This is a genomic window from Ohtaekwangia sp., assembly GCF_036568665.1.
Lineage (GTDB): Bacteria > Bacteroidota > Bacteroidia > Cytophagales > Cyclobacteriaceae > Ohtaekwangia.
On the sequence record NZ_DATCSD010000312.1, the window covers coordinates 1 to 23,432 of the forward strand.

Below are 23,432 nucleotides of genomic sequence, written 5' to 3' on the forward strand. Positions count from 1 at the left end.
GCAGATCATCATCGAAAAACTTGGTGTTGAAGAATCTGAAGTTACTCCTGAGGCTAGCTTCACCAACGATCTGGGAGCTGACTCACTTGACACCGTAGAACTTATCATGGAGTTCGAAAAGGAATTCAATATTTCTATTCCAGACGACCAGGCTGAAAATATCTCTACTGTTGGCCAGGCCATCTCTTACTTGGAGCAAAACGTAAAGAAATAATTGACCACTGCCTTCATACAACCACACTTCTTAGATCATGATATTAAAGCGAGTAGTCGTTACAGGACTTGGTGCACTCACACCCATCGGCAATACCGTAAAGGAATATTGGGATGGATTACAGAACGGAAAAAGTGGGGCCGCTCCCATAACACGCTTTGATTCAACGCTCTTTAAGACAAAGTTTGCCTGCGAGGTAAAGAACTTCGACATCGGCAACTTTATGGATCGTAAAGAAGCTCGTAAGATGGACCCGTTCACACAATATGCTATGGTGGCGGTTGATGAGGCTATAAAAGATGCAAACCTCCCGATAGCTGAACTCAACCCAAACCGCATTGGTGTGATTTGGGGTTCAGGTATCGGAGGTTTACTAACCTTTCAGGAAGAGGTGAAGGTTTACGCCAAAGGCGATGGAACTCCTCGTTTCAATCCTTTCTTTATTCCTAAAATGATTCCCGACCTTTCGGCAGGTCACATCTCCATTAAATACGGATTTCGCGGACCGAACTATGTAACAGTTTCGGCCTGCGCTTCTTCTACCAATGCACTCTACGATGCCTTCACTTACCTCCGTCTTGGAAAGGCAGACATTATTGTATCGGGTGGATCAGAAGCTGCTGTATGCGAAGCAGGTGTGGGTGGATTCAACTCCTTAAAAGCGCTGTCGGAGCGTAACAATTCCCCTGAAACAGCATCCCGTCCGTATGATAAAGACCGCGATGGTTTTGTACTGGGCGAAGGTGCCGGTGCACTGATACTCGAAGAATACGAGCACGCTAAAAAACGCGGAGCTAAAATCTATGCAGAAGTTATCGGAGGCGGTATGTCGTCCGATGCTTATCACATCACGGCACCACATCCGGAAGGAGCCGGTATTATCCAGGTAATGTATAATGCCCTGGAAGATGCCGAGATCAAACCGGAACAAATAGACTATATCAATACCCACGGTACTTCTACTCCGCTGGGTGACCTCGGTGAAATACGCGCCATTCAAAAAGTATTTGGCGAGCACGCTTACAAGATGAACATCAGCTCTACCAAGTCCATGACGGGACACTTGCTGGGAGCTGCAGGGGCCATCGAAAGTATAGCATGTATCATGGCTATCAACCAGTCAGTCGTTCCTCCTACAATCAATCATTTTGAAGATGATCCGGATCTTGATCCAAAGTTGAACATGACCTTCAACACGGCACAGAAGCGCGAGATAAATATTGCCCTTAGCAATACTTTCGGCTTTGGTGGTCATAACTTCTCGGTGATCTTCAAGAAGCACTGATTCTAAAAACTCTCTCTACTGATTAAGCTTTCCGGAACATAGGTATAACCTTATGCTCCGGTAGATCCTTTGTATGTATATACCGGTATAAATATTCCGGTAAAGAATAAGGAGGTTACCAAACTTTCTTACGAAAGTGGATAGAGAAACGTGTTGTAACGGTTCTCATCCTCGCATTTATACAAAGAATCTTATTAAATTAGCATCCGACTAAAAATGAACTGACATATAACTTGGTCTGGAAAATCCTTAAACTTCCGAAAGGGAAATCGAAGAATGATGAGAAGTTGATCAGGGCTATAGAAAACATTGCAGGCCTTACTCCTTCTAATCTTGAACTATACCGATTAGCTACGGTACATAGTTCAATTGCTAAAGAAAATGGCCAGGGTTTCAAAGAGTCTAATGAGCGACTTGAATATCTGGGCGATGCAATTCTCGGAGCCGCAGTAGCGGACTACCTGTTCAAAAAATTCCCGTTTAAATCAGAAGGCTTTCTGACTGAGATTCGTTCGCGAATTGTAAATCGCGAAACACTGAACCTCCTCGCCCGTAAGATCGGTGTGGGCAATATTGTACAATACGATCAGAAAAACTCTCACCTGCAACAAGTTATACTGGGTAATACACTGGAAGCTATAGTCGGTGCTATATACCTCGACAAAGGCTATCTGCGCACCAAGAAATTTGTAATCGACAAGCTCATCAATCCTAACTATGATCTGGAAGAGCTGGTCAATTCAAACTCCAATTTCAAAAGCAAAATTATCGAATGGGCACAACGTGAAGGTAAAGAAGTAAAATTCGAAATCCTGAACGTGAAGAAAGGCAAGAACCATAAAGAGTTTACAGCGCAAGTACTGGTAGACAACGAAGCCAAAGGCACAGGCTATGGCAATAGCAAGAAGAAAGCAGAGCAAGATGCCGCGTTGAAAACGTGCGAGATGCTGAATTTACTTTCATAAGGTAATTGAATATCGAATATTGACCACGGAATATCGAATTTAGAAGTGAAAGACGGTCATTATCCTTTCTTGAACATCTACGGATACGGATAACAGTTAACGAGTAACGAATGTAGAAGTAGCCTACATTGTCATAATTTCCCCCTGGCCTACCATTATTCTGAAATTATAGGGCTAAGTACTCCATATAAACCGCGGGTACATATATTTGCTATATACATGTTGTAATTATTCTCGGTGCTAAATCTGGAGGAACGTCTTATTGACTACGCTGTATTTATACTTGATACAGTAGAAGCGTTACCTAACGACAGAGGAGCCAATCACCTAGCCAGTCAGTTGGTACGATCCGGAACAGGACCTGCATTACTCTATGGCGAAGCTCAAGGTGCTGAGTCCAGGAAAGATTTTATTCATAAAATGAAAGTAGCCCTGAAAGAACTTCGTGAATCATTCAATTGCCTGAAAATCATTCATCGTAAAAAGTATATATCTCACCAGGAACAAAAACTACTAAAAGCACTTCAGGAAAGTGACGAATTAATCTCCATATTTGTTAAAAGTATCGGAACGGCTATGAAGAACTTAAAGGCAGAAGCTTAACGTATACCATAAGCTACAGGCACTCCTTCCTTCTTCATTATTCCGTGTTCAATATTCGATATTCAAATTCTATATGTTGAAAATTGGAGGCGCTACAGTAAATCAGATTCCATTCGATTGGACTAACAACACCTCAAATATTATTGGTGCTATAGAGGACGCGCGGAAGCAGGGAGTAAAGATTCTGTGTTTTCCGGAGTTGTGTGTAACGGGCTATGGCTGTGAGGATCTGTTTCTGAGTGATTGGGTAAGTGAACGTGCGTGGCAGGAAGTGCTGAAGATTCGTAATCACTGCGAAGATATTACTATATGTATAGGTTTGCCGGTGAGGCTTCATGGCATTACATATAATGGTTCGTGTGTTATCCGTAACAAAAAAATACTGGGCATTACCTTCAAACAAAATCTGGCGCGTGATGGTGTACACTATGAGCCCCGTTGGTTCGATCCGTGGATACCTAATCGCATTGTTGAAATAACATTGGGCGATGAAACCATCCAGGCAGGAGATCTGATCTACGAAACAGAAGGTATCACCTTCGGATTTGAGATCTGCGAAGATGGCTGGCGCAGAAGTTATCGGCCGGGCTACCGGTTGAAAGAGCGTGGTGTTGATCTTATCTTCAATCCCAGTGCAAGTCATTTTGCTATGGGCAAAAGTCAGCTGCGCGAACAGGAAGTAGTGCTCGATGGCTCGGTTACTTTCGATTGTGTATACCTCTTCGTAAACCTGCTGGGCAATGAAGCCGGGCGAATGATATACGATGGCGATATTATTATAGCACAGAAAGGAAAACTGCTCGCAGTTAATAAACGATTATCGTTTAAAAGTTTCCAGGTATTAGCATCCACGGTAGATTTCAAAGAGCCGGGCAACAGCGAAGTGACTCCATCGCACGATACAAAAGATAAAAATGAAGAGCTTGTTCAGGCAGTAGCCCTGGGGTTGTACGACTATGCCCGCAAGAGTAAAGCAAAAGGATTTGTGTTGTCGCTAAGCGGAGGTGCCGACTCTTCTTGTTGTGCTGTGTTTGTGGCCGAGATGGTAAAGCGTGCCAGCACAGAACTCGGCTGGGATAAATTCTGTGAGGCACTAAACGTGCAAGCCATCCGTTGGCAGGAAGCAGTAGGGCAACTGCTTACTTGCGCATACCAGGGCACGCGCAATTCTTCATCACAAACTTTTCATGCTGCTAAATCGCTTGCTGACTCTATCGGAGCCGGCTTTCATCATTGGCTTATTGATGACGAAGTAACTTCTTATTCGCACAAGATTGAACAGGCTATAGGCCGCAAGCTCACGTGGGAAGAAGATGACGTTACGATGCAAAACATTCAGGCACGCTCTCGCTCACCCATTATCTGGATGCTGGCGAATGTAAAACGTGCAGTACTGCTCACTACCTCTAATCGCAGCGAAGGCGATGTAGGCTATGCTACCATGGATGGCGATACGAGCGGAAGCCTCGCTCCTATTGCCGGACTTAGCAAAATTTTTATTCTTCAATGGCTGCGCTGGGCTGAGAGTAATTTACAACACACCGGTCTCAACGCAGTAAATAATTTACAGCCAACGGCTGAGCTACGGCCCCAGGAACGCAACCAGACGGATGAAGATGACCTGATGCCCTATACCGTACTGGCAGAGATAGAACGCTATGCTATACAGGAAAGACGCTCTCCGCTGCAGGTATATGAGCGTATGAAAGCCCATCACCAGGAAGCTTTATTAAAGAACTGGATACGAAAATTTTACCGGCTATGGTCAGCCAACCAATGGAAACGCGAAAGGCTTGCACCCTCCTTTCACCTGGACGATCTGAACGTAGACCCGCGTACATGGTGTCGTTTCCCGATATTATCGTCAGCATTCCGGGAAGAGCTCGAACTGCTCGGGTAATATTTCAATAACATAGGCCGACTTTTCTATTTCAAGCTTTATATAGAAAGGCTTGTTGATTTCAGCTTTCTATTATATTTGCCGCCTATGGCTATACTGAGTTACATCGTTTGGAACGCAAGTCCGGAAATATTTTCGTTCGGTTCTTTTGCCCTTCGCTGGTATGGATTGTTTTTCGCACTCGGCTTCCTGGTAAGCCAGCAGATACTATACTATATGTATCGCAGGGAAGGCAAGCCCGAGAAAGATGTGGATACACTAACCATCTACATGGTTGTAGCCACAATTCTGGGCGCAAGACTGGGCCATGTTATATTCTATCAGCCGGAAATTATCTGGACTGATCCCCTCGGTATAATTTTACCTTTTGAGTTTAAACCTTTCCGTTTTACCGGCCTTCAAGGACTGGCGAGTCATGGCGGTGCCATCGGTATATTGTTCGCGCTCTGGTTGTATAGCCGCAAAAAGAAACCCGGACAAAATTACCTGCAGGTATTAGACCGCATTGTTATTCTGGTAGCATTAACCGGAGCCTTGATACGCCTCGGTAATTATTTCAATTCAGAGATCATCGGTAAACCAACGGATAAACCCTGGGGTGTAGTATTTACTGGTCGATTAACAGAAGCTTTGAAAGACAGACGCATCGACACAGACCGAATTGTAGATGATGTAGTATATATTAAAAATGATACGTTACCAAAAGGTCCCGATGGCAGAATGCCCATTACTATATATATATTCTTCAAACCAACAGCCGATGAATTACAGATCAATAGGTTGCTGGATGGAGAAGTGCGGCCGCTGCTGACTTCACAACTGGATGAATTTTTCGATCAGGCTCCAAGCCTTCACCTCGATTATCAAATTGCCAAACCCGATAAAGATGGCTTTGTAGCCAAGATCAATACGATGGGTATAGCAAGGCATCCGGCACAACTATACGAATCTTTCTCGTGTATTATACTCTTTGTTGTATTGCTCCTGATCTGGTTTAAACACAGAGAGAACCTGGTGCCCGGAAGGATCTTCGGTATATTTCTGGTCTTCCTGTGGACGATGCGTTTCCTCTTCGAATTTTTAAAAGAGAACCAGGAATCATTTGAAGATAAATTAGCCATCAACATGGGGCAGATACTCAGTATACCACTCATTGTTGCCGGTATTATTATCCTGATTTGGTCGTTCCGAAAAAAGGCTGCTTAAAAATCCGGATTTTCCGAAAAGTAACGTTAAACTTGTTAGTACAGTGCAAGTCTTAACGTTACCATGCTGGCTCTTATCATCAGTTTAATCAGCTTCTTTTTGCCGGCAGAGATCGAGCAGGTTTCTTCTTTAACCGTTGCTGACTCCGTGAAGCATCCTGTAAAACTACCTGTAGTAACTTCAGACAGTCTCGGGAGATTTGTTCAGATCAATCGCATCTTTATCATTGGCAATCGTGTTACACGCGATCCGATCATTCTGCGTGAGTTGACACTCAAAGCAGGCGACTATGTTTATAGCACCGACCTTCCCGGTGTGTTAGAACTTGACAAGAAAAAACTTATCAACACGCGTCTCTTTAACACGGTAGAAATACGCACACTGGACCTTGAAACAGATCGCATCGATCTGCTCATCGACATCAACGAACGATGGTATACTTTCCCCTCCCCTATATTTGAACTTTCCGATCGTAACTTCAATGAATGGTGGCAGAACTATAATCACGATCTGAACCGCGTAAACTTCGGCTTGCGACTCTATCAATTCAATATGCGTGGCCGCAATGAAACGCTTCGCTTCCTCGCACAATTTGGTTTCTCGCGCAGGTTCGGTATAACCTACAGGTTTCCCTATATCGACAAAAAACAAAAGCAAGGACTCATCCTCGATTTTGATTTTATGGAAACAAAAAATCTTGCATACCGAACAGCCGAGCATAAACTGGTATACCTGGAATCTGACAACATTGTGCGCACTACGCGAGGGGGAGGAATTACCTATACCTATCGCCCGTCCTTCTATCAATCGCACGCGCTCTCTGTAAGCTATAAGAGCACCGACATCAGCGATACCATTGCACACCTCAATCCAAATTATCTGGGCTCTGAACGCACCCGGCAGCGTTATAGCATACTATCGTATCAGTTCAGCTCTGACCATCGCGATTACATAGGCTATCCGTTGCGCGGCTACTATCTGCTGGCCAATGTTACCAAGAGCGGCCTCGTTTCGTCTGATAACCTTGATAAACTGGAGATAACTGCTACCTACGCACGATTTCTCGATCTGAAAAATGGATTCTTCCTCTCCAACTATACCGTTGGGTATTGGAGTAATCCCACGAATCTTCCCTATTATAATTACGGAGCGTTGGGGTATCAGAAGCAAATCATTCGCGGATATGAAGTATATGTGATCGAAGGACCGGAATATGCACTGAATAAAACCACCTTCAAGAAAAAGATCTTTGGCAAAACCTATCATTGGGGTGCAATGCCTATACAACAGTTTCGCCATATACCCTTAGCCATATATCTGAAGACGTATGCAGATATAGGATATGTAAACAACTACCCGCATTATACTATTAACAATCAACTTACGAATAAAATACTTTCGGGTATTGGTGGAGGTATTGATGTTGTTGGTTCATACGACACGGTGCTGCGCTTTGAATATACCTATAATGCAGAAGGGAAACACGGTTTCTTTTTTAATTTCAGAAAAGAATTTTGAAACAAAGTACGCTGCGTGTGCATGAATTATACAAAGATCATCGCATTACGCAAGAGTCGTTACTATCCTTATCTTTGTTCGCTATAAATTCAGATGCTTATGAAGAACATTGCTGTGATAGGCTCCGGCACCATGGGAAATGGTATTGCTCACACTTTCGCACAACACGGTTACACAGTTACATTGATTGATATTGCTGAAGAAGCGCTGAAGAAAGCGTTGAACACGATCGATAAAAATCTCAGCAGACAAATTGAGAAAGCTGTTATTACCGAAGCAGAAAAAAAACAGATACTGGAACGCATCACTACACTAACCGATGTGAAAGCCGGTGTTAAAAATGTTGATCTGATAGTAGAAGCTGCTACTGAAAATATAGATCTCAAACTGAAAATATTTCAAGACCTGGATGCGGCTGCCAAACCGGATACAATCCTCGCTACCAATACATCTTCTATCTCCATCACCAGGATTGCATCGGTTACTAAACGTGCCGATAAAGTGATCGGTATGCATTTTATGAACCCGGTGCCGGTGATGAAGCTGGTAGAAGTTATTCGCGGGTATAACACAAGTGATGAAGTAACAAAAGCAGTGATGGAATTATCACGCAGCCTGGAAAAGATACCTGTAGAGGTAAATGATTACCCAGGCTTTATTGCCAATCGTATTTTGATGCCGATGATCAACGAAGCCATTTATTCTTTGTATGAAGGTGTAGCCGGTGTAGAAGAGATAGACGCAGTAATGAAGCTTGGTATGGCGCATCCCATGGGCCCACTCCAACTCGCTGACTTTATTGGATTAGATGTTTGCCTTTCTATTCTGCACGTGCTTCACGATGGATTTGGCAATCCTAAATATGCGCCTTGTCCGCTGCTGGTAAATATGGTGCAAGCGGGCCACAAGGGTGTAAAGTCAGGGAACGGATTTTACGCTTATACACCCGGCAGTAAAGATTTAAAAGTTTCGGGAAGATTTGCTGGTAAATAAGGCCAAAAACGCCCTAAAAAAGTGAAAGGCCAGTTACTCGATTTGAATAGCTGGCCTTTATTTACACTTCTCTCCTACTCGTTCGGGCTGGTGAAACACCGGCTCTCCGGAGCAGGCACATGTGAAACGCTATGGCAAAAAGCTGATCACTGTGTGGAGAGGACTTTAAAGTACGGGCATAACCTCGAATTTTCCTAAGGAATTTTTCAAACTTTCCGGGGGCGGTAAACCACCTTTGTCAAATGGCTTTTAAAGGCCGTTTTTCAATTTTGAAAAATTCAAAATTAGAAATAAGTAACTGATAATCAGATTATTTAATATTATACACAATCGATCCACAATCTATCCACAACGAACTTTTTTACGAGACGATTCATGATTGAAGACAATTACAGACAGCGGGGATTACGCAATAAACTGGTGAAAAAACTGGCCCAGAAAGGCATCAAAGATGAGGCTGTTCTGAAGGCTATCGGGGCGGTTCCGCGCCATGTTTTTTTTGAAAATGCCCTGCTCGAACATGCGTATGAAGACAAGGCTTTCCCGATCGGTGAAGGTCAAACCATATCGCAGCCTTACACCGTTGCCTTTCAATCCGAGAAGCTCGAGATCAAACCCGGAGATAAAGTGTTGGAGATTGGAACAGGCTCCGGCTACCAGGCTTGTGTATTGCTGGAACTCGGAGCCAAAGTATATACCATTGAGTATAAACGGAAGCTATACGAAACTGCCAAGGAGTTTCTGCCCCAACTCGGTTATAAGCCTCACTTCTTCTTCGGCGATGGTTCGAAAGGACTTTCTGCCAAAGCACCCTTTGATAAGATCATTGTTACTGCAGGAGCACCTGTAGTGCCTACAGCCCTTACCGATCAACTGAAAGAAGATGGTATACTGGTAATTCCCGTAGGTGATAAAGACAAGCAGGTGATGCTGCGCATACGTAAAAAAGGTGGCAAGCTTTTTAAAGAAGAGTTTGATTACTTCGCATTTGTTCCGCTATTGGGCGAACAAGGCTGGAAAGGATGATGTAAATGCGCGGACGTTCAATCGTTTGATAAAACTGCGATAATACTGCGTACCACATCTTCCGATAAAAATTCGTTTCTTTGCCACGCTCTATGAAGAACAACATTGTTGAAAGTATACTCAGATTGCTAAAATCGGAATTTGTAAAATTCGCTTTTGTCGGAGGTATCTCCGCAGTAATTGAGTTTTCACTACTGATACTTTTCGTTGAAAAGCTTTCGATCGATTACCTCATCGGCAATGTGGTGGCATTCGCATTAACCAACATCGTTACCTATATCCTCAGCAAGCGTTATGTGTTCAATGCGGCTTCATCAGTTAACAAAGCACAAGAAGCCGGGTTGTTTTTTCTTTGTCTTTTAGGCGGACTGCTGGTAAACCAGATCGTGCTCTGGGCTTTTGTCGAATTTACTTCGCTCGATTACCGCATCGCGAAGGTAATCGCCATCGCGATTACCGTTATCTGGAATTTCTTTACACGCAAGCACCTCGTGTTTCGTAACCGTGCTGTAGCAACACAACAATCAGCTGCTACAGATTATTCAGAAGATACGCTTTAAATCCTTCGAAGTCGCTGGCTATACCTATGCTCTTCTTCGGCTGCTGCATAAACTTTTGCAAGGGCTGTGGTATATCTATAGATTTTGACAGCGTCTCCTCCACTACTTCCTTGAACTTGGCCGGGTGAGCCGTCTCCAGGAAAATACCTGACACATCTTCACCGCTCTCTTCGAGGTATTTAATAAGCCCGAGGTATCCAACAGCACCATGTGGATCAAGTATATATTCATTGGATGCGTAGACATGACGCATCGCTGCACGCGTTTCATCATCGGAGAAGGCATAACCCGCTATATCAGCCGATAGCTTGGAGAAATCCTGATTAAAGAGATCCAGCATCCTTACAAAATTACTCGGGTTGCCCACATCCATCGCGTTGCTGATGGTTTGCTTCGAAGGACGAGCATGGAACACTGAGGTCTTCAGATATTCAGGTACTACATCATTGGCATTGGTAGTCGCTATAAATTTATGCACCGGCAATCCCATACGCTGCGCCAGTAGCCCGCCCGTGAGATTTCCAAAATTACCACTCGGTATAGAGAACACTACCGGCTTGTTCTTATCCTTTACTTGTGCATACGCATAGAAGTAATAGAACGACTGCGGAATAAGCCGCGCGATATTGATCGAGTTTGCTGAAGTAAGGAAATATTTCTTACGCAGATCATTATCCAGAAAAGCTTGCTTTACCAGTCGCTGGCAGTCATCAAATGTACCGGTAACTTCGAGGGCCGTTACATTTTGTCCGAGGGTAGTAAATTGTTTTTCCTGTATATCGCTCACCTTACCCGATGGATATAGCACCACTACACGCGTTCCTTTTACTCCCAGAAAACCATTGGCAACTGCGCTGCCGGTATCACCCGAAGTTGCTACGAGAATAACGATCTCCTGATTTTGCTGTTTGGCAAAATAGCCCAGCAGTTGCGACATGAAGCGTGCTCCAAAATCCTTAAACGCCAATGTAGGGCCGTGAAATAATTCCAGCGCATACGCGTGATCATCCACCTCCACCACAGGTGCCTCAAATTGAATAGTATGCTCTACAATGCGCTTTAGTTCTTCAGCCGGCACATCTTTACCCAGCAACGCGTTGGTTACTGTAAAAGCGATTTCCTGAAATGATTTCGTATGGATGGTATCAAAGAATTCCTGCGGCAGCACCGGTATACTCTCCGGCATATATAGCCCGTTATCAGGCGCCAGCCCCTGCGTTACCGCTTCCTTCAAATCAACTCTTGCACTTTTATTATTTGTACTATAAAATTTCATGGACGTTATTAAGAATTGTAAACCATTAAAAAACTCAAACACGTATCAACGTGCTCACGTAAACACGTACTAACGTAGAATCTTCGCTCCCTCCGAATTAATCTTCGACACAAACACATCGCTCTTCAACTGAAGAATATCAAATTGCTTTTGCATCGCCTGGCCTACACGCTGCGCGATGTCTCTGGTAGTCGATAATGCAAAAATGGTAGGCCCCGATCCTGATATACCACACCCCAATGCACCGGCCTGCATAGCTTCATCTTTAATCTTATGAAAACCCGGTATCAACACCGAGCGAATCGGCTCAGCCACTACATCGTGCAGTGAGCGTTGAATCAATCCATAGTCAGGCTTCATCAACCCTACTACCATACCGGCAATGTTGCCCCATTGTGTGATGGCATCTTTCATCGGTATACTGGGCTTCAGCACGCGTCTGGAGTCTTCTGTTTTCAATTCGAGGTGTGGATGTACCAGTGTGCAGTATAACTCGGCTGGTGTAGGTATATTCGTTACATCAAGCGGTGCATAGCCACGAATCAGTACAAAGCCCCCTAACAATGAAGGCGCAACGTTATCGGCATGCGCAGAGCCACAGGCTATACGTTCTGATTCCATCGCGAATGGCAAAAGCTGTTCGCGGGTAAGCGGGTTGCCATGCAATTCATTTATAGCAACCAGGGCTGCTGCAGAACTCGCTGCACTGGAGCCCATACCACTCCCTAACGGAAGATGTTTATGCAATGTAATCTCTGCACCATATTGACTGTTGATGGTTTTCAGATATTCCAATACGGCTACACCGGAAGTATTCTTCTCTGCCTCTAATGGCAGTCTTCCATCATCGCCTGTAATTTTTATAATCTTTACTCCGGGACTATCAGTGAGCGTAATGATTACTTCATCTGCAGGAGCCTCCACAGCAAAACCGAAAATATCAAAGCCACAGGATACATTCGCTACTGTTGCCGGGGCAGATGCTTTTATTGATTTCATTCTTTATTCGTTAATCGTTATCCGTTATTTGTTAACCGTTATCCGTAGTGTCAGGCTAATAACTATTAACCAGTAACAGATAACGGATCGTTTACTTCGCATAGTGTCCTATACGGATGATGTCGGCAAAAACACCGGCCGCAGTTACAGCGGCACCAGCACCAGGGCCGCGAATTACCATGGGGCGTTCGTGATAGCGCTCGGTGGTGAGCAGTATAATATTATCGCTTCCGGAAAGTGAATAGAACGGATGTTGACTGTTTACCGATCCTAAGCCTACATGTACTTTCCCCTCGCGCAGCACCGCCATATAGCGAAGCTTCTCTCCTTTTGCTGTGGCTTCGTTGCGTAACTTCTCAAAAGATGCATCGTGCTTCTCCAGCGTTGCAAAGAAATCTTCTACACTTCCTTTCTGGCAATCCTGTGGCACCAGGTTCTGTACCTGTATATCGCTCAGCTCAAACGACAATCCTGTTTCGCGCGAGAGGATCAATATCTTGCGTGCCACATCCATACCGCTCAGGTCATCGCGCGGATCGGGCTCGGTATAGCCTTTCTCCTTCGCTTCTTTTACCACATCGCTAAATTTCTTGCCTTCGGTATAGGAGCTAAAGATAAAGTTGAGCGTGCCGCTTAATACACCTTCAATGCTGATCACTCTGTCACCACTCAGCAACAGATCGTTCATGGTGTTGATCACCGGTAGTCCAGCCCCTACGTTGGTTTCATACAAGAACTTTACACCGCGTCTGAAAGCTGTTTGCTTCAGCGAGATATACTTCTCCATCGAAGCCGAGTTTGCTTTCTTGTTTGGCGTAACGATGGATATATTGGCTGAAAGTATATCTTCATAGAATGCTGTAACTTCTTCACTCGAAGTACAATCCACAAAAATACTGTTCGGTAAATTGAGCGCTATCATTTTATCAGCAAAAGCTTTCATGCCCATAGCCTCACCGCTTTGCTTCATCGTTTCGATACCGGTGGCCAGCGCAAGACCGTCTTCATTGAAGAGCATCTTCTTGCTGTTGGCTACGGCCACTACGTTAATCTCAAGCAGATTTTCTTTGGCAAGTTTGGCAAATTGTTCGCGGATCATATTTACCAGCGAATTACCGATCAGCCCTGTACCCACCATAAAAACATTCAGCACTTTTCTATCCGAGAGGAAGAATGCTTCATGCAGCGCATTCAGTGCCTTGGCTACATCTACCTGGCGGATTACAGCCGATATATTTCGCTCGGAAGATCCCTGTGCTATAGCCATCACGTTAACACCATTTTTACCCAATGAGCTGAACATGCGGCCACTGGTGCCCGGGCTATGTTTCATACCATCGCCTACAACGGCTACAACCGACAGGTCTGTTTCTACCTGTACCTCATCGATCTCTTCGTTACGTATCTCGTATTGAAATTCTTTTTCGATGGCGCTCTTCGCCTGTTTTGAATATTGATTTTCGATTGCCAGACAGATAGAGTGTTCTGACGATGCCTGGCTGATGAGAATCACATTTATCTTCTCGCGTGCGAGTGTAGCAAACAGTCGCATCGATGCACCTACCACTCCCAGCAAACCACTGCCCTGTACACTGAGCAGACAAATGTTATTCATGGAAGATATACCTTTTATCAGCTTGCCATTTTTAGCATCGGCATGTATAACCGTTCCTTCAAACGAAGGATTAAATGTATTCTTGATCCATATAGGTATATGATTTACCATGGCCGGCTGCATGGTAGCAGGAAAAATTACTTTTGCTCCGAAGTGCGAGAGTTCCATCGCTTCTTCATAGCTCATCTGCGGAACAGTAAATGCTTTCTTTACCAGGCGCGGATCGGCCGTCATCATACCATCTACGTCTGTCCATATTTCAAGATCAGACGCATGCAGTGCTCCGGCAAATATAGCGGCCGTATAGTCTGAACCACTGCGCCCCAGGGTTGTAGTCTCTCCGGTTTCCGATGTACCTATAAATCCGGTGATTATCTGCAGATCAGTATGATTGCGGAAGTAATCAGCAATAAGTTTATTCGTAGTTTCAAAATCTACTTTAGCATAACCGAAGTGTCCATCCGTGCGCACTACTTTGCGTGCATCCAGAAATTCGGCAGCAACACCACGATCTTTAAATGCTTCTGATATGATATAGGCTGAGAGGCGTTCGCCAAAGCTCATGATATAATCCAACGTGCGGGGTGTACGCTCCTTTACCAGAAATACTCCATGCAGTACATCTTCCAGTTCATTGATCATGAACTTTACCTGCGCCAGTATACTGCTTTGCTTTTGTACACCGATCAATTCGCGTACAGCATCGAGGTGGCGCTTCTCCAGCTCTGATAGTTTAACTTTATATTCAAGATTACTTTCAAAGGCAAGCTTGCTGATACCGATCAATACATCAGTTACTCCTCCGAAAGCGGAGAAGACTACAGCTACATCGCCTTTCAGATAAGGTTTGACTATTTCTACAACGGATTGTATTCGCGCAGGGGTAGCTACCGATGAGCCACCGAACTTTAATATCTTCATGAAATAATATTATCAGGTGTTTTTGTTGTCTGTTTACTGCTGATTAAAAATTCCATCTCCTGGAGGTGGACATAATCCTATGGGGCGGGGGTAAAATAATCACGGGTTACCCCGTAATAATAGTAATAATAGTAATGGTGATAATAATAGCAGTAACGGTAATGCAAGCAATAGCAATGCTTTTCACAGATGTGAAGAGCGAAGATGTTGCTATAGATTGTACTGCTTGCATAAGGCGCATCGAAATAATGAAATGATATACTTGATTGCAAACTATTTTTTTAGATTTTTGCACGAACTAACGGTTATTAGCGCTTTGTATGTGTTGAAGTGCTGAAGTATTCAGGTGTTGATGTAGTGAAAACGAACATTAACAATTATACCTTCATCTAACTTCAACACACCAACACATCAATACCTCAACACACAAGAATGCGTAAAAAGAAATTCCCACGAGAATCATTCGTCAGTATGACGGAGTTGGTGTTGCCGAACGATACCAATACATTGAACAACCTGATGGGCGGACGACTCATGCACTGGATGGATATAGTATCGGCTATTGCCGGACAGAAACATTCCAATAGTATTGTAGTTACTGCTTCGGTTGATAATATATCTTTCAAACATCCGATCAGACTCGGTAATGTGGTAACGTTAAAAGCAAAAGTTACCCGTGCTTTTAATTCATCGATGGAAATTCGCATTGATGTGGAAGCAGAAGATGTACCGACCGGACAAAAGTTTGAAAGCAACGCTGCCTACTTTACATTTGTAGCACTTGATAAAAACGGCAAGCCTACGGATGTACCGGAAGTAGAACCTGAAACAGACGAAGAGAAGGAACTCTATAACGGAGCCCTTCGCAGAAGACAACTTCGCCTGATACTCTCCGGAAGAATGAAACCGCAGGAAGCCAACGAACTTCGATCTATATTTGACATTAAAGAAGCGTGAGTCAATCATCTGCCATAGAAAGTCTTTACCAGGAAGAACTATACCAGTTACCTTCCCGCGTGCTCATCATCCTGTCTAAACCTTGGGAAACCCATTCGGAAGATGAACGCACCGTGCTTTCTAAAATGCTGGCAGCCGTACGACTCAACATGGGTTCGGTGCAAATCATTATCCGAAATGATTTTACCATCGAAGATTTATTACCATTAGCCCCGAGTAAAGTACTGGCATTAGGTGCGCAGCTCAAGTCATCCGCCAAGATGTATGAGCATCTCACCCTCAACGGAGTTTCTGTTATAGCTGCAGACTCTATCAGCAACCTGGACGATCTGAAAAAGAAAAATCTCTGGATCGCCCTCAAGCAGATGTTCGGGCTCTGATACAACTTCCTGCTTTTCAACGATCTTAGTATAGCGCTAACGTTAGCAATCGTTTGGCAGTTTGCCGTCTATTTATATCTTTGCGATTCTTGTAAAAAGCCATCCTGCCAAAACAAGGATGGTTTTTATGTATAAAACCAGATTCATAATTCTTAAACAATGAACAGTACGTTACTAATCATTCCTGCCTTGGGGATTGTCGGCCTGATCGCTATGGCAATCAAGTCAGCATGGGTCACTAAACAGGATGCCGGCGATGCTAAAATGCAAGAGTTGGCGGGCTATATTGCCAACGGAGCAATGGCCTTTTTAAAAGCTGAGTGGAAAGTTCTCGCTTATTTTGCTGTGATCGCAGCCATCCTTCTCGGCTGGTCAGGCACATTGGTAGAAGATTCTCATCCGATCATTGCTATCTCATTCCTTATTGGTGCAGTGCTCTCTGCTTTTGCCGGATATATCGGTATGAAGATCGCCACCAAAGCCAACGTGCGCACCACACAGGCAGCCCGCACAAGTTTAGCCCAGGCATTAAAAGTTTCCTTTACCGGAGGTTCGGTAATGGGTATAGGCGTTGCTGGTCTTGCCGTACTCGGCCTCGGTGGATTGTTCATTATATTCTATCAATACTTCGTTCCGGAAGGTGCAGCCGTCACCGGCAACGAAATGAAAAAAGCGATTGAAGTATTAGCAGGCTTTTCATTAGGTGCAGAATCTATAGCACTGTTTGCCCGCGTAGGCGGAGGTATATATACCAAAGCTGCAGACGTTGGTGCTGACCTGGTGGGTAAAGTTGAAGCCGGTATACCGGAAGACGATGTGCGCAACCCTGCTACTATTGCTGATAACGTTGGAGACAACGTAGGTGATGTGGCGGGTATGGGTGCCGACTTGTTTGGTTCTTATGTAGCCACTATTCTTGCTACCATGGTGTTGGGTCAGGAGATCGATGCTTCGGCTGATCACTTCGGTGGTCTCTCTCCTATACTGTTACCGATGTTGATTGCAGGTCTCGGACTGATCTTCTCTATTGTAGGCACATGGTTCGTTCGCATCTCGAAAGAAACTGACAGCGTACAGAAGGCTTTGAACATTGGTAACTGGTCGTCCATTATCATGACGGCTATAGCTTCATTCTTCGCTGTTAAATATTTACTGCCTGAAACACTCGTTCATCGTGGTGTGGAATTTACTTCTACCGATGTATTCATCGCGATCATAATCGGTTTGATTGTAGGTACTTTGATGAGTCTTATCACTGAATACTATACTGCGATGGGTAAACGTCCGGTGCTTTCCATCATCAAGCAATCCGGTACAGGTCATGCTACCAACATCATTGGTGGCTTATCAGTAGGTATGGAATCAACCGTAGCACCAATCTTTGTATTGGCAGGCGGTATTATAGCATCGTATGAATTTGCCGGCTTATACGGTGTAGCAATTGCTGCAGCCGGTATGATGGCCACGACAGCGATGCAGCTTGCTATAGATGCATTCGGTCCCATAGCCGACAACGCAGGGGGTATTGCTGAAATGAGTCAGCTTCCTGAAGAAGTACGTCATCGTACTGATAACCTGGATGCTGTTGGTAACACTACTGCAGCTACCGGTAAAGGTTTCGCTATTGCTTCCGCAGCGCTTACTTCGCTTGCATTGTTTGCTGCCTTCGTAGGTATATCCGGCATTACAGCCATCGATATATATAAAGCTCCTGTACTTGCAGGTTTGTTTGTAGGTGGTATGATCCCGTTCATCTTCTCATCACTCGCTATAGCGGCTGTAGGTCGTGCAGCGATGGATATGGTGAATGAAGTACGCAGACAGTTCCGCGAGATACCAGGCATCATGGAGTATAAATCAAAACCGGAATACGAGAAATGTGTGGCCATCTCAACCAAAGCCTCTATTCGTGAGATGATCGCTCCCGGTGCTATCGCACTTATTCTGCCGATCCTGGTTGGTTTTACGTTCGGTCCGGAAGTACTCGGAGGTATGCTGGCAGGTGTTACCGTATCCGGAGTATTGATGGGTATGTTCCAGTCGAATGCAGGTGGTGCGTGGGACAACGCTAAAAAATCTTTTGAAAAGGGAGTTGTTATCAACGGCCAAACATACTATAAGAAATCAGAGCCACACAAGGCATCTGTAACAGGCGATACTGTGGGCGATCCGTTCAAGGATACATCAGGTCCTTCCATGAACATCCTGATCAAGCTTACTTCTATCGTAGCGTTGATCATTGCACCGCACATCAGTCATAAAAATCACAGTGCTACCGTTCATACCGAATCGGTAAAAGCGAAAGTAGAAGTAGTCAGCGAAGCTGTGTCGAAATAAATCACGCTATACAGAATAGCAAACATCAAATTATAGGAGAGCCTCGGTAATGCCGGGGCTTTTTCTATTTTTGAAATAATTAACCCCTCAGCTTTCATGAAAATACTAACCCTTATACTCTTGCTGGCCGGAAATATAGGTCTGGCGCAGAAGTCGATCCTGGGCCAGTGGAAGTCTGTTGATGATTCTTCCGGAGAAGAAAAATCGATCGTTGATATCTTTGAAAAGGACGGGAAGGTTTTTGGAAAAATTATCAGGATATTTCCTGCGAAAGGAAAAGACCCAGATCCTGTCTGCACAAAATGTCCGGAAGATGATGCCCGCTTTAAAAAGAAGATCATCGGTATGGAGATCATTCAAGACATGGAGAAATCGGGAGAGGAATATTCTGAAGGGAATATTCTGGATCCGGAAGAAGGAAAGATTTACCGCTGCAAACTTTGGATCGAGGGCAAAGATCTGAAGGTGCGCGGATACTGGGGACCATTTTACAGAACGCAAACGTGGAAGAGGTTAAATTAGCCTGCTCTATTCGTTTATTCACAGAAAAAAACTATAAAAAAGGAACCCCAGTGGTTACAACCTCATTTTAAGATGGTATACAGGTCGAGTTCAAACATGGACGAAAAAGAGATCTTCGAGCGCATTTGTAAAGGCGATGAAAAGGCTCTGGAGTTCTTGTACAAGAAATATTACCGGATGATGACCAAACTGGTCATTACCAACAGCGGGACGGAAGAGGAGGCTCGGGATATTTACCAGGATGCATTAATCGTTTTCTGGCAGAAAGCAACATCGGGCAACCTGGTGATGACTTCGAAAATCAGTACCTATATCTATAGCATTTGCCAGAATTTATGGCGAAAGGAACTGGATCGAAAAAAACGCCTGTCGAATGAAGAAAAAGACTCAGCTGTTTCGTTAGATACTGAAACGGCTGAACGCGATAAAATAATTTTAAAGTGCATCGAGCAACTTGGAGAAACCTGCAAGAAAGTATTGATGTACTACTACTTCGAAGAAATGTCGATGCAGGAGATTGCAGACAAGTTGGGTTTTGCAAACACTGATACCGCCAAAACCAAGAAGTATAAATGTAAAATGAAATTAGATGAGTTAGTGAAAGCTCAGTATTCTGAGCGCGATTTTCTGGATTAAGTTATGGCATTAGAAAGAGATTTAGAATTACTGGACGACTACATCAGCAACAAGCTGAATGCCGAAGAGAGATCAGCATTCGAGCAAACGCTGCAGTCCAATCAGGAGCTGAAACGTGAACACGCGCTGCAACAGAAAGTAGCAGAAGGTCTTCGTCAGGCTCGTATACAAGAGTTGAAAACGATGCTGAATAATATACCGGTACCATCAACATCCGGAGGCGAGATTTCAGTCGGTGTAAAAACACTGGTTGGTGTAGTAGCTGCGGGGTTGGTAGCAACGGGAATATACTTCTACTTTAAGGGTAAAGAAGAAACGGCACCGCAGGCGCCTGTTACACAAACAGCACCTGAAACAAAAACGGATGTAACCAAAGCTGTTGAGCAGCCTGCTGAAACCACCGGTATATCTGCAGTAACACCTGCTACTACACCGGAGAATGAGCCTGCAGAAAAATCTTCTGCTGTAACAAAACCACAGGTAAAAGAAGAAACGACACAGGTTAGCAAACCAGCGATAACACCGAAGCAAAAAGATTCTACAGCAGAACACAAGATCGATGTGTTTGACCCGACTGAAGAAGCCGGCAACAAAGCACATACAGAAGGTGCCACTGCCGATGGAACGGTGAAAGCAAACAAATCGTCTATGACGGTAAAAACTGATAGCAACAACAAGAAGTATAACTTCCACTATCAATTCAAAAACGGAGAGCTATACCTCTACGGTCCGTTCGATAAGAAACTCATTGAGATCATGGAGTTCTTCAGCGAAAACAAACACACCGTTTTCCTCTTCCATGAAAACAAATATTATCTGCTGAACGAAGCTTCCGATAAAGTGAAGCCGCTCACAGCCATCACCGATCCTGCCCTGATCAAGAAATTGAAAGAGCATCGCGGAAATTGATTGACCAAACTCCACCAGGCCCCTGCCCACAAGCAGGGGCTTTTTGTTTTTATATATCTCTATTATACTGGCCATCGCAGGAATACTGCTCGGCTATTTGGTATTTTCTCCTAACTTTGGCGATTGACATGGAAAAGAGAGCCCGCAAAAAGAAGTTAGGTGGCTACCCGGGTATCGGTGTAGTGGTTAGTATAACACTGGCCCTGTTTGTTATCGGCTTGTTTGGTGTATTGATCATTTACTCGCAGGAACTTGAACACCAGGTCCGGCAGAACATCAAGATGCAGGTATACCTGAAATCCAATCTCACAGAAACACAACGCCTGCAAATCGAGAATAAACTTCTCTCGATGGACTTTGTAAACCGTGAAGAAGGCAAAGGTGTGGCGTTCTTCTCCAAGGAAGATGCCGCTAAGAAATTCATTGCCGAGACGGGCGAAGACTTTAAACAGTTCATTGGAGAAAATCCGCTGAAAGATGCCTACCTGGTAAATATCGATCCCAACTTCCACTCCAAAGCACAGATGGAAAAGATCAAAAGCGATCTCCAAAAGATGAACGGTGTGTTTGAAGTGTACTATGTAGAAGGGCTAATAGAATCAGTAAATAGTAACGTAACCAAACTCGGTTTTATACTGGCTGGCCTGATCTTATTATTACTGATAACGGTAGTGCTGCTGATCAACAACACACTTCGTCTCGCGCTATTCTCTCAGCGATTTCTTATTCGCAGTATGCAACTGGTGGGCGCCAAGCGCTGGTTTATACAACGTCCCTTCCTGGTGCGCGCTGCAACGTATGGGTTACTGGCCGGCTTCCTCACTTCCGCATTACTCTGGGCTCTATCCGACTATGCCCAGCGAAAGATTGAAGACCTTTCCCTGCTGCATAACCAGGAACACTTTATGATGCTGCTGGGTATATTGATTGTTATAGGAATGTTCGTAGCCGTGCTCGGCACCTTTTTCTCTATCAATCGCTACCTGCGCATGTCATTAGATCAATTGTATTAATTATATACTGATAAATAGAACGTACATGGAAAGTAAACTTCCTTTCGGCAAAAAGAACTATCAATGGATGATCATCGGTGTGGTTACACTCATCCTTGGATTCATCATCATGTCGCTGGATAAAGGACAACACGGTTTTGGTTTTCTGGGACTTACCCTCGGGCCTATCGTTGTTGTTGCCGGATTTGTCATGGAGATATACGCCATTCTTCATAAACCTGTCAAGTAAGAACAACGCATAACAACGTAACGCCTACCGGCCGAAACACGCTGCCGGTATTCTTTACGAGATATGAATCACCTCACATGAGTATTCTTCAAGCTATTATTCTGGCCATCATCGAAGGCATTACTGAATTTCTGCCTATATCTTCTACCGGGCACATGATTATAGGCTCTTCGCTTATGGGTATTGCCAGCGATCCGTTCACCAAAATGTTTACCGTAGCCATTCAACTCGGAGCCATCGTATCGGTGATCGTTCTTTACTGGAAACGTTTCTTTCAGTCGCTCGATTTTTATTTCAAACTGATTGTAGCATTTATACCAGCTGCTATTGCCGGCCTGCTCTTTAACGACATGATCGATGCATTGCTGGAAAGAGTAGATGTAGTAGGCTATACATTGCTGACAGGTGGTATATTTTTCCTTTTCGTTGACAAGATCTTTAAAGCAAATGAGACCAGCGAAAAGCAGGTAGACTACCCTGCCGCGCTCAAGATCGGAACGTTTCAGATCATTGCCATGATGCCCGGTGTATCACGGTCTGCTGCCACGATCATTGGCGGACTCACACAAAAACTAAACAAACGCACTGCGGCTGAATTTTCGTTCTTCCTCGCGGTGCCCACCATGTTTGCTGCTACTGCACTGAAGATGTTCAAGTACTTTAAGGATGGCGGTACATTTGGTTCCAACGAAATTACCTTGTTTGCCATCGGAAATATAGTGGCCTTTATTGTAGCGATGATCGCGATCAAATCCTTTATAACTTTCCTTACGAAGCACGGATTCAAACTCTTCGGATACTATCGCATTGTATTAGGCATTGTTATTCTTGTACTCTACTATCTTGGCGTAGGTCTCTCCATCGTATAATGGAAAATAAAACACCGGAAGAAGGCCGCGTGCTCCTCATCAACAAACCACTGAAGTGGACATCTTTTGATGTGGTGAACAAGCTTCGCTATATACTCAAGATGAAAAAAATCGGTCATGCCGGTACATTGGATCCGTTGGCCACGGGTCTGCTGATCATCTGCACCGGAAAGATGACCAAGCGCATCGAAGAGTTTATGGGGCAGGAAAAAGAATATACCGGTACATTTACCATCGGTAGCACAACACCCTCTCACGATCTGGAAACTGAAGTGAGTACTCCTATCGACATCTCGCACATTACAGAAAAAGTTATACACGAGGCAACCCTTTCCTTCATTGGCAACGTCAGTCAGTTGCCACCCATGCACTCAGCTATTCGCATTGGTGGTAAGCGGGCATACGAATTTGCGCGCAAAGGAAAGGAGATAGAATTGAAACCACGCGAAGTAGAGATACGTGAATTTGAAATTACCGGCATTGCACTTCCGGTTGTATC

General features: G+C 44.3%; 24 protein-coding genes. 20 read left to right on the forward strand and 4 right to left on the reverse strand.

Annotation, left to right across the window (positions count from 1 at the left end):
• The first annotated feature begins 4 nt into the window (after positions 1 to 4).
• The 10 genes from VIN08_RS16995 to VIN08_RS17040 all read left to right on the forward strand — a co-directional run bounded on the left by VIN08_RS16995 (position 5) and on the right by VIN08_RS17040 (position 10,270).
• Complete coding sequence (locus VIN08_RS16995; protein WP_331967492.1) at positions 5 to 214, forward strand: acyl carrier protein; 210 nt, start codon at positions 5 to 7, stop codon at positions 212 to 214.
• Positions 215 to 251: 37 nt separating this feature from the next.
• Positions 252 to 1,499, forward strand: coding sequence for a beta-ketoacyl-ACP synthase II (gene fabF, locus VIN08_RS17000; protein ID WP_331967447.1), 1,248 nt, complete (start codon positions 252 to 254; stop codon positions 1,497 to 1,499).
• 233 nt (positions 1,500 to 1,732) lie between these two features.
• The gene (gene rnc, locus VIN08_RS17005; protein WP_331967449.1) at positions 1,733 to 2,464 is read left to right on the forward strand and encodes a ribonuclease III; all 732 of its coding nucleotides are present in this window, start codon (positions 1,733 to 1,735) and stop codon (positions 2,462 to 2,464) included.
• Positions 2,465 to 2,701: 237 nt separating this feature from the next.
• Complete coding sequence (locus VIN08_RS17010; protein WP_331967451.1) at positions 2,702 to 3,067, forward strand: four helix bundle protein; 366 nt, start codon at positions 2,702 to 2,704, stop codon at positions 3,065 to 3,067.
• A 73-nt stretch (positions 3,068 to 3,140) separates the two neighbouring features.
• On the forward strand, positions 3,141 to 4,967 hold the full coding sequence (nadE, locus tag VIN08_RS17015; RefSeq protein WP_331967453.1) for an NAD(+) synthase: 1,827 nt from the start codon (positions 3,141 to 3,143) through the stop codon (positions 4,965 to 4,967).
• A gap of 87 nt (positions 4,968 to 5,054) precedes the next feature.
• Complete coding sequence (locus VIN08_RS17020) at positions 5,055 to 6,173, forward strand: prolipoprotein diacylglyceryl transferase (protein WP_331967454.1); 1,119 nt, start codon at positions 5,055 to 5,057, stop codon at positions 6,171 to 6,173.
• Between the two features lie 63 nt (positions 6,174 to 6,236).
• Entirely contained in the window at positions 6,237 to 7,691 is a 1,455-nt protein-coding gene (locus tag VIN08_RS17025) for a POTRA domain-containing protein (protein WP_331967456.1), read from the forward strand.
• A gap of 99 nt (positions 7,692 to 7,790) precedes the next feature.
• A complete protein-coding gene (locus VIN08_RS17030; protein WP_331967458.1) occupies positions 7,791 to 8,684 on the forward strand; it encodes a 3-hydroxybutyryl-CoA dehydrogenase in 894 nt (297 codons plus the stop codon).
• Positions 8,685 to 9,059: 375 nt separating this feature from the next.
• Positions 9,060 to 9,710 (forward strand): protein-L-isoaspartate(D-aspartate) O-methyltransferase, encoded by a 651-nt coding sequence (locus VIN08_RS17035; RefSeq protein ID WP_331967460.1) that lies wholly within the window; start codon positions 9,060 to 9,062, stop codon positions 9,708 to 9,710.
• Between the two features lie 92 nt (positions 9,711 to 9,802).
• Positions 9,803 to 10,270 (forward strand): GtrA family protein, encoded by a 468-nt coding sequence (locus VIN08_RS17040; protein ID WP_331967462.1) that lies wholly within the window; start codon positions 9,803 to 9,805, stop codon positions 10,268 to 10,270.
• Here VIN08_RS17040 and thrC read toward each other — a convergent pair.
• From thrC to VIN08_RS17060, 4 genes are all read right to left on the reverse strand, one after another.
• The gene (gene thrC, locus VIN08_RS17045) at positions 10,242 to 11,546 is read right to left on the reverse strand and encodes a threonine synthase (RefSeq protein WP_331967464.1); all 1,305 of its coding nucleotides are present in this window, start codon (positions 11,544 to 11,546) and stop codon (positions 10,242 to 10,244) included. The two genes, VIN08_RS17040 and thrC, sit on opposite strands and share 29 nt — an antisense overlap.
• A gap of 69 nt (positions 11,547 to 11,615) precedes the next feature.
• Entirely contained in the window at positions 11,616 to 12,545 is a 930-nt protein-coding gene (locus VIN08_RS17050) for a homoserine kinase (protein ID WP_331967466.1), read from the reverse strand.
• A 91-nt stretch (positions 12,546 to 12,636) separates the two neighbouring features.
• A complete protein-coding gene (gene thrA, locus VIN08_RS17055) occupies positions 12,637 to 15,081 on the reverse strand; it encodes a bifunctional aspartate kinase/homoserine dehydrogenase I (protein WP_331967468.1) in 2,445 nt (814 codons plus the stop codon).
• A gap of 106 nt (positions 15,082 to 15,187) precedes the next feature.
• Complete coding sequence (locus VIN08_RS17060) at positions 15,188 to 15,313, reverse strand: hypothetical protein (RefSeq protein ID WP_331967470.1); 126 nt, start codon at positions 15,311 to 15,313, stop codon at positions 15,188 to 15,190.
• Positions 15,314 to 15,513: 200 nt separating this feature from the next.
• Between VIN08_RS17060 and VIN08_RS17065 the strand changes: the two genes are divergently transcribed.
• The 10 genes from VIN08_RS17065 to VIN08_RS17110 all read left to right on the forward strand — a co-directional run.
• The gene (locus tag VIN08_RS17065) at positions 15,514 to 16,038 is read left to right on the forward strand and encodes an acyl-CoA thioesterase (RefSeq protein WP_331967472.1); all 525 of its coding nucleotides are present in this window, start codon (positions 15,514 to 15,516) and stop codon (positions 16,036 to 16,038) included.
• The gene (locus VIN08_RS17070) at positions 16,035 to 16,418 is read left to right on the forward strand and encodes a hypothetical protein (protein ID WP_331967474.1); all 384 of its coding nucleotides are present in this window, start codon (positions 16,035 to 16,037) and stop codon (positions 16,416 to 16,418) included. Before VIN08_RS17065 ends, VIN08_RS17070 begins: the two co-directional genes overlap by 4 nt.
• A gap of 159 nt (positions 16,419 to 16,577) precedes the next feature.
• Positions 16,578 to 18,755, forward strand: coding sequence for a sodium-translocating pyrophosphatase (locus VIN08_RS17075; protein WP_331967476.1), 2,178 nt, complete (start codon positions 16,578 to 16,580; stop codon positions 18,753 to 18,755).
• A 96-nt stretch (positions 18,756 to 18,851) separates the two neighbouring features.
• A complete protein-coding gene (locus VIN08_RS17080; protein ID WP_331967478.1) occupies positions 18,852 to 19,277 on the forward strand; it encodes a DUF2147 domain-containing protein in 426 nt (141 codons plus the stop codon).
• Between the two features lie 96 nt (positions 19,278 to 19,373).
• Positions 19,374 to 19,913, forward strand: coding sequence for a sigma-70 family RNA polymerase sigma factor (locus VIN08_RS17085; RefSeq protein WP_331967480.1), 540 nt, complete (start codon positions 19,374 to 19,376; stop codon positions 19,911 to 19,913).
• A 3-nt stretch (positions 19,914 to 19,916) separates the two neighbouring features.
• Positions 19,917 to 20,822, forward strand: a complete 906-nt coding sequence (locus VIN08_RS17090; protein WP_331967482.1) for a hypothetical protein — start codon at positions 19,917 to 19,919, stop codon at positions 20,820 to 20,822.
• Positions 20,823 to 20,950: 128 nt separating this feature from the next.
• Positions 20,951 to 21,835 carry a cell division protein FtsX gene (locus tag VIN08_RS17095; RefSeq protein WP_331967484.1) on the forward strand — a complete coding sequence of 295 codons (885 nt, stop codon included), beginning with the start codon at positions 20,951 to 20,953 and terminating at the stop codon, positions 21,833 to 21,835.
• Between the two features lie 25 nt (positions 21,836 to 21,860).
• Complete coding sequence (locus tag VIN08_RS17100; RefSeq protein WP_331967486.1) at positions 21,861 to 22,064, forward strand: DUF3098 domain-containing protein; 204 nt, start codon at positions 21,861 to 21,863, stop codon at positions 22,062 to 22,064.
• Between the two features lie 77 nt (positions 22,065 to 22,141).
• Positions 22,142 to 22,933, forward strand: a complete 792-nt coding sequence (locus VIN08_RS17105; protein ID WP_331967488.1) for an undecaprenyl-diphosphate phosphatase — start codon at positions 22,142 to 22,144, stop codon at positions 22,931 to 22,933.
• On the forward strand, positions 22,933 to 23,432 hold a 500-nt coding region (locus VIN08_RS17110; RefSeq protein WP_331967490.1), incomplete at its 3' end, for a tRNA pseudouridine(55) synthase. The genes VIN08_RS17105 and VIN08_RS17110, both read left to right, overlap by 1 nt.

Bases quoted from the DNA above. Each gene is read 5' to 3' on its own strand.
- fabF (WP_331967447.1), top strand. From the start codon at position 252: ATGATATTAAAGCGAGTAGTCGTTACAGGACTTGGTGCACTCACACCC.
- nadE (WP_331967453.1), top strand. From the start codon at position 3,141: ATGTTGAAAATTGGAGGCGCTACAGTAAATCAGATTCCATTCGATTGG.
- VIN08_RS17020 (WP_331967454.1), top strand. From the start codon at position 5,055: ATGGCTATACTGAGTTACATCGTTTGGAACGCAAGTCCGGAAATATTT.
- VIN08_RS17025 (WP_331967456.1), top strand. From the start codon at position 6,237: ATGCTGGCTCTTATCATCAGTTTAATCAGCTTCTTTTTGCCGGCAGAG.
- VIN08_RS17030 (WP_331967458.1), top strand. From the start codon at position 7,791: ATGAAGAACATTGCTGTGATAGGCTCCGGCACCATGGGAAATGGTATT.
- VIN08_RS17035 (WP_331967460.1), top strand. From the start codon at position 9,060: ATGATTGAAGACAATTACAGACAGCGGGGATTACGCAATAAACTGGTG.
- VIN08_RS17040 (WP_331967462.1), top strand. From the start codon at position 9,803: ATGAAGAACAACATTGTTGAAAGTATACTCAGATTGCTAAAATCGGAA.
- thrC (WP_331967464.1), bottom strand. From the start codon at position 11,546: ATGAAATTTTATAGTACAAATAATAAAAGTGCAAGAGTTGATTTGAAG.
- VIN08_RS17050 (WP_331967466.1), bottom strand. From the start codon at position 12,545: ATGAAATCAATAAAAGCATCTGCCCCGGCAACAGTAGCGAATGTATCC.
- thrA (WP_331967468.1), bottom strand. From the start codon at position 15,081: ATGAAGATATTAAAGTTCGGTGGCTCATCGGTAGCTACCCCTGCGCGA.
- VIN08_RS17060 (WP_331967470.1), bottom strand. From the start codon at position 15,313: ATGCAAGCAGTACAATCTATAGCAACATCTTCGCTCTTCACATCTGTG.
- VIN08_RS17065 (WP_331967472.1), top strand. From the start codon at position 15,514: ATGCGTAAAAAGAAATTCCCACGAGAATCATTCGTCAGTATGACGGAG.
- VIN08_RS17075 (WP_331967476.1), top strand. From the start codon at position 16,578: ATGAACAGTACGTTACTAATCATTCCTGCCTTGGGGATTGTCGGCCTG.
- VIN08_RS17080 (WP_331967478.1), top strand. From the start codon at position 18,852: ATGAAAATACTAACCCTTATACTCTTGCTGGCCGGAAATATAGGTCTG.
- VIN08_RS17085 (WP_331967480.1), top strand. From the start codon at position 19,374: ATGGACGAAAAAGAGATCTTCGAGCGCATTTGTAAAGGCGATGAAAAG.
- VIN08_RS17090 (WP_331967482.1), top strand. From the start codon at position 19,917: ATGGCATTAGAAAGAGATTTAGAATTACTGGACGACTACATCAGCAAC.
- VIN08_RS17095 (WP_331967484.1), top strand. From the start codon at position 20,951: ATGGAAAAGAGAGCCCGCAAAAAGAAGTTAGGTGGCTACCCGGGTATC.
- VIN08_RS17100 (WP_331967486.1), top strand. From the start codon at position 21,861: ATGGAAAGTAAACTTCCTTTCGGCAAAAAGAACTATCAATGGATGATC.
- VIN08_RS17105 (WP_331967488.1), top strand. From the start codon at position 22,142: ATGAGTATTCTTCAAGCTATTATTCTGGCCATCATCGAAGGCATTACT.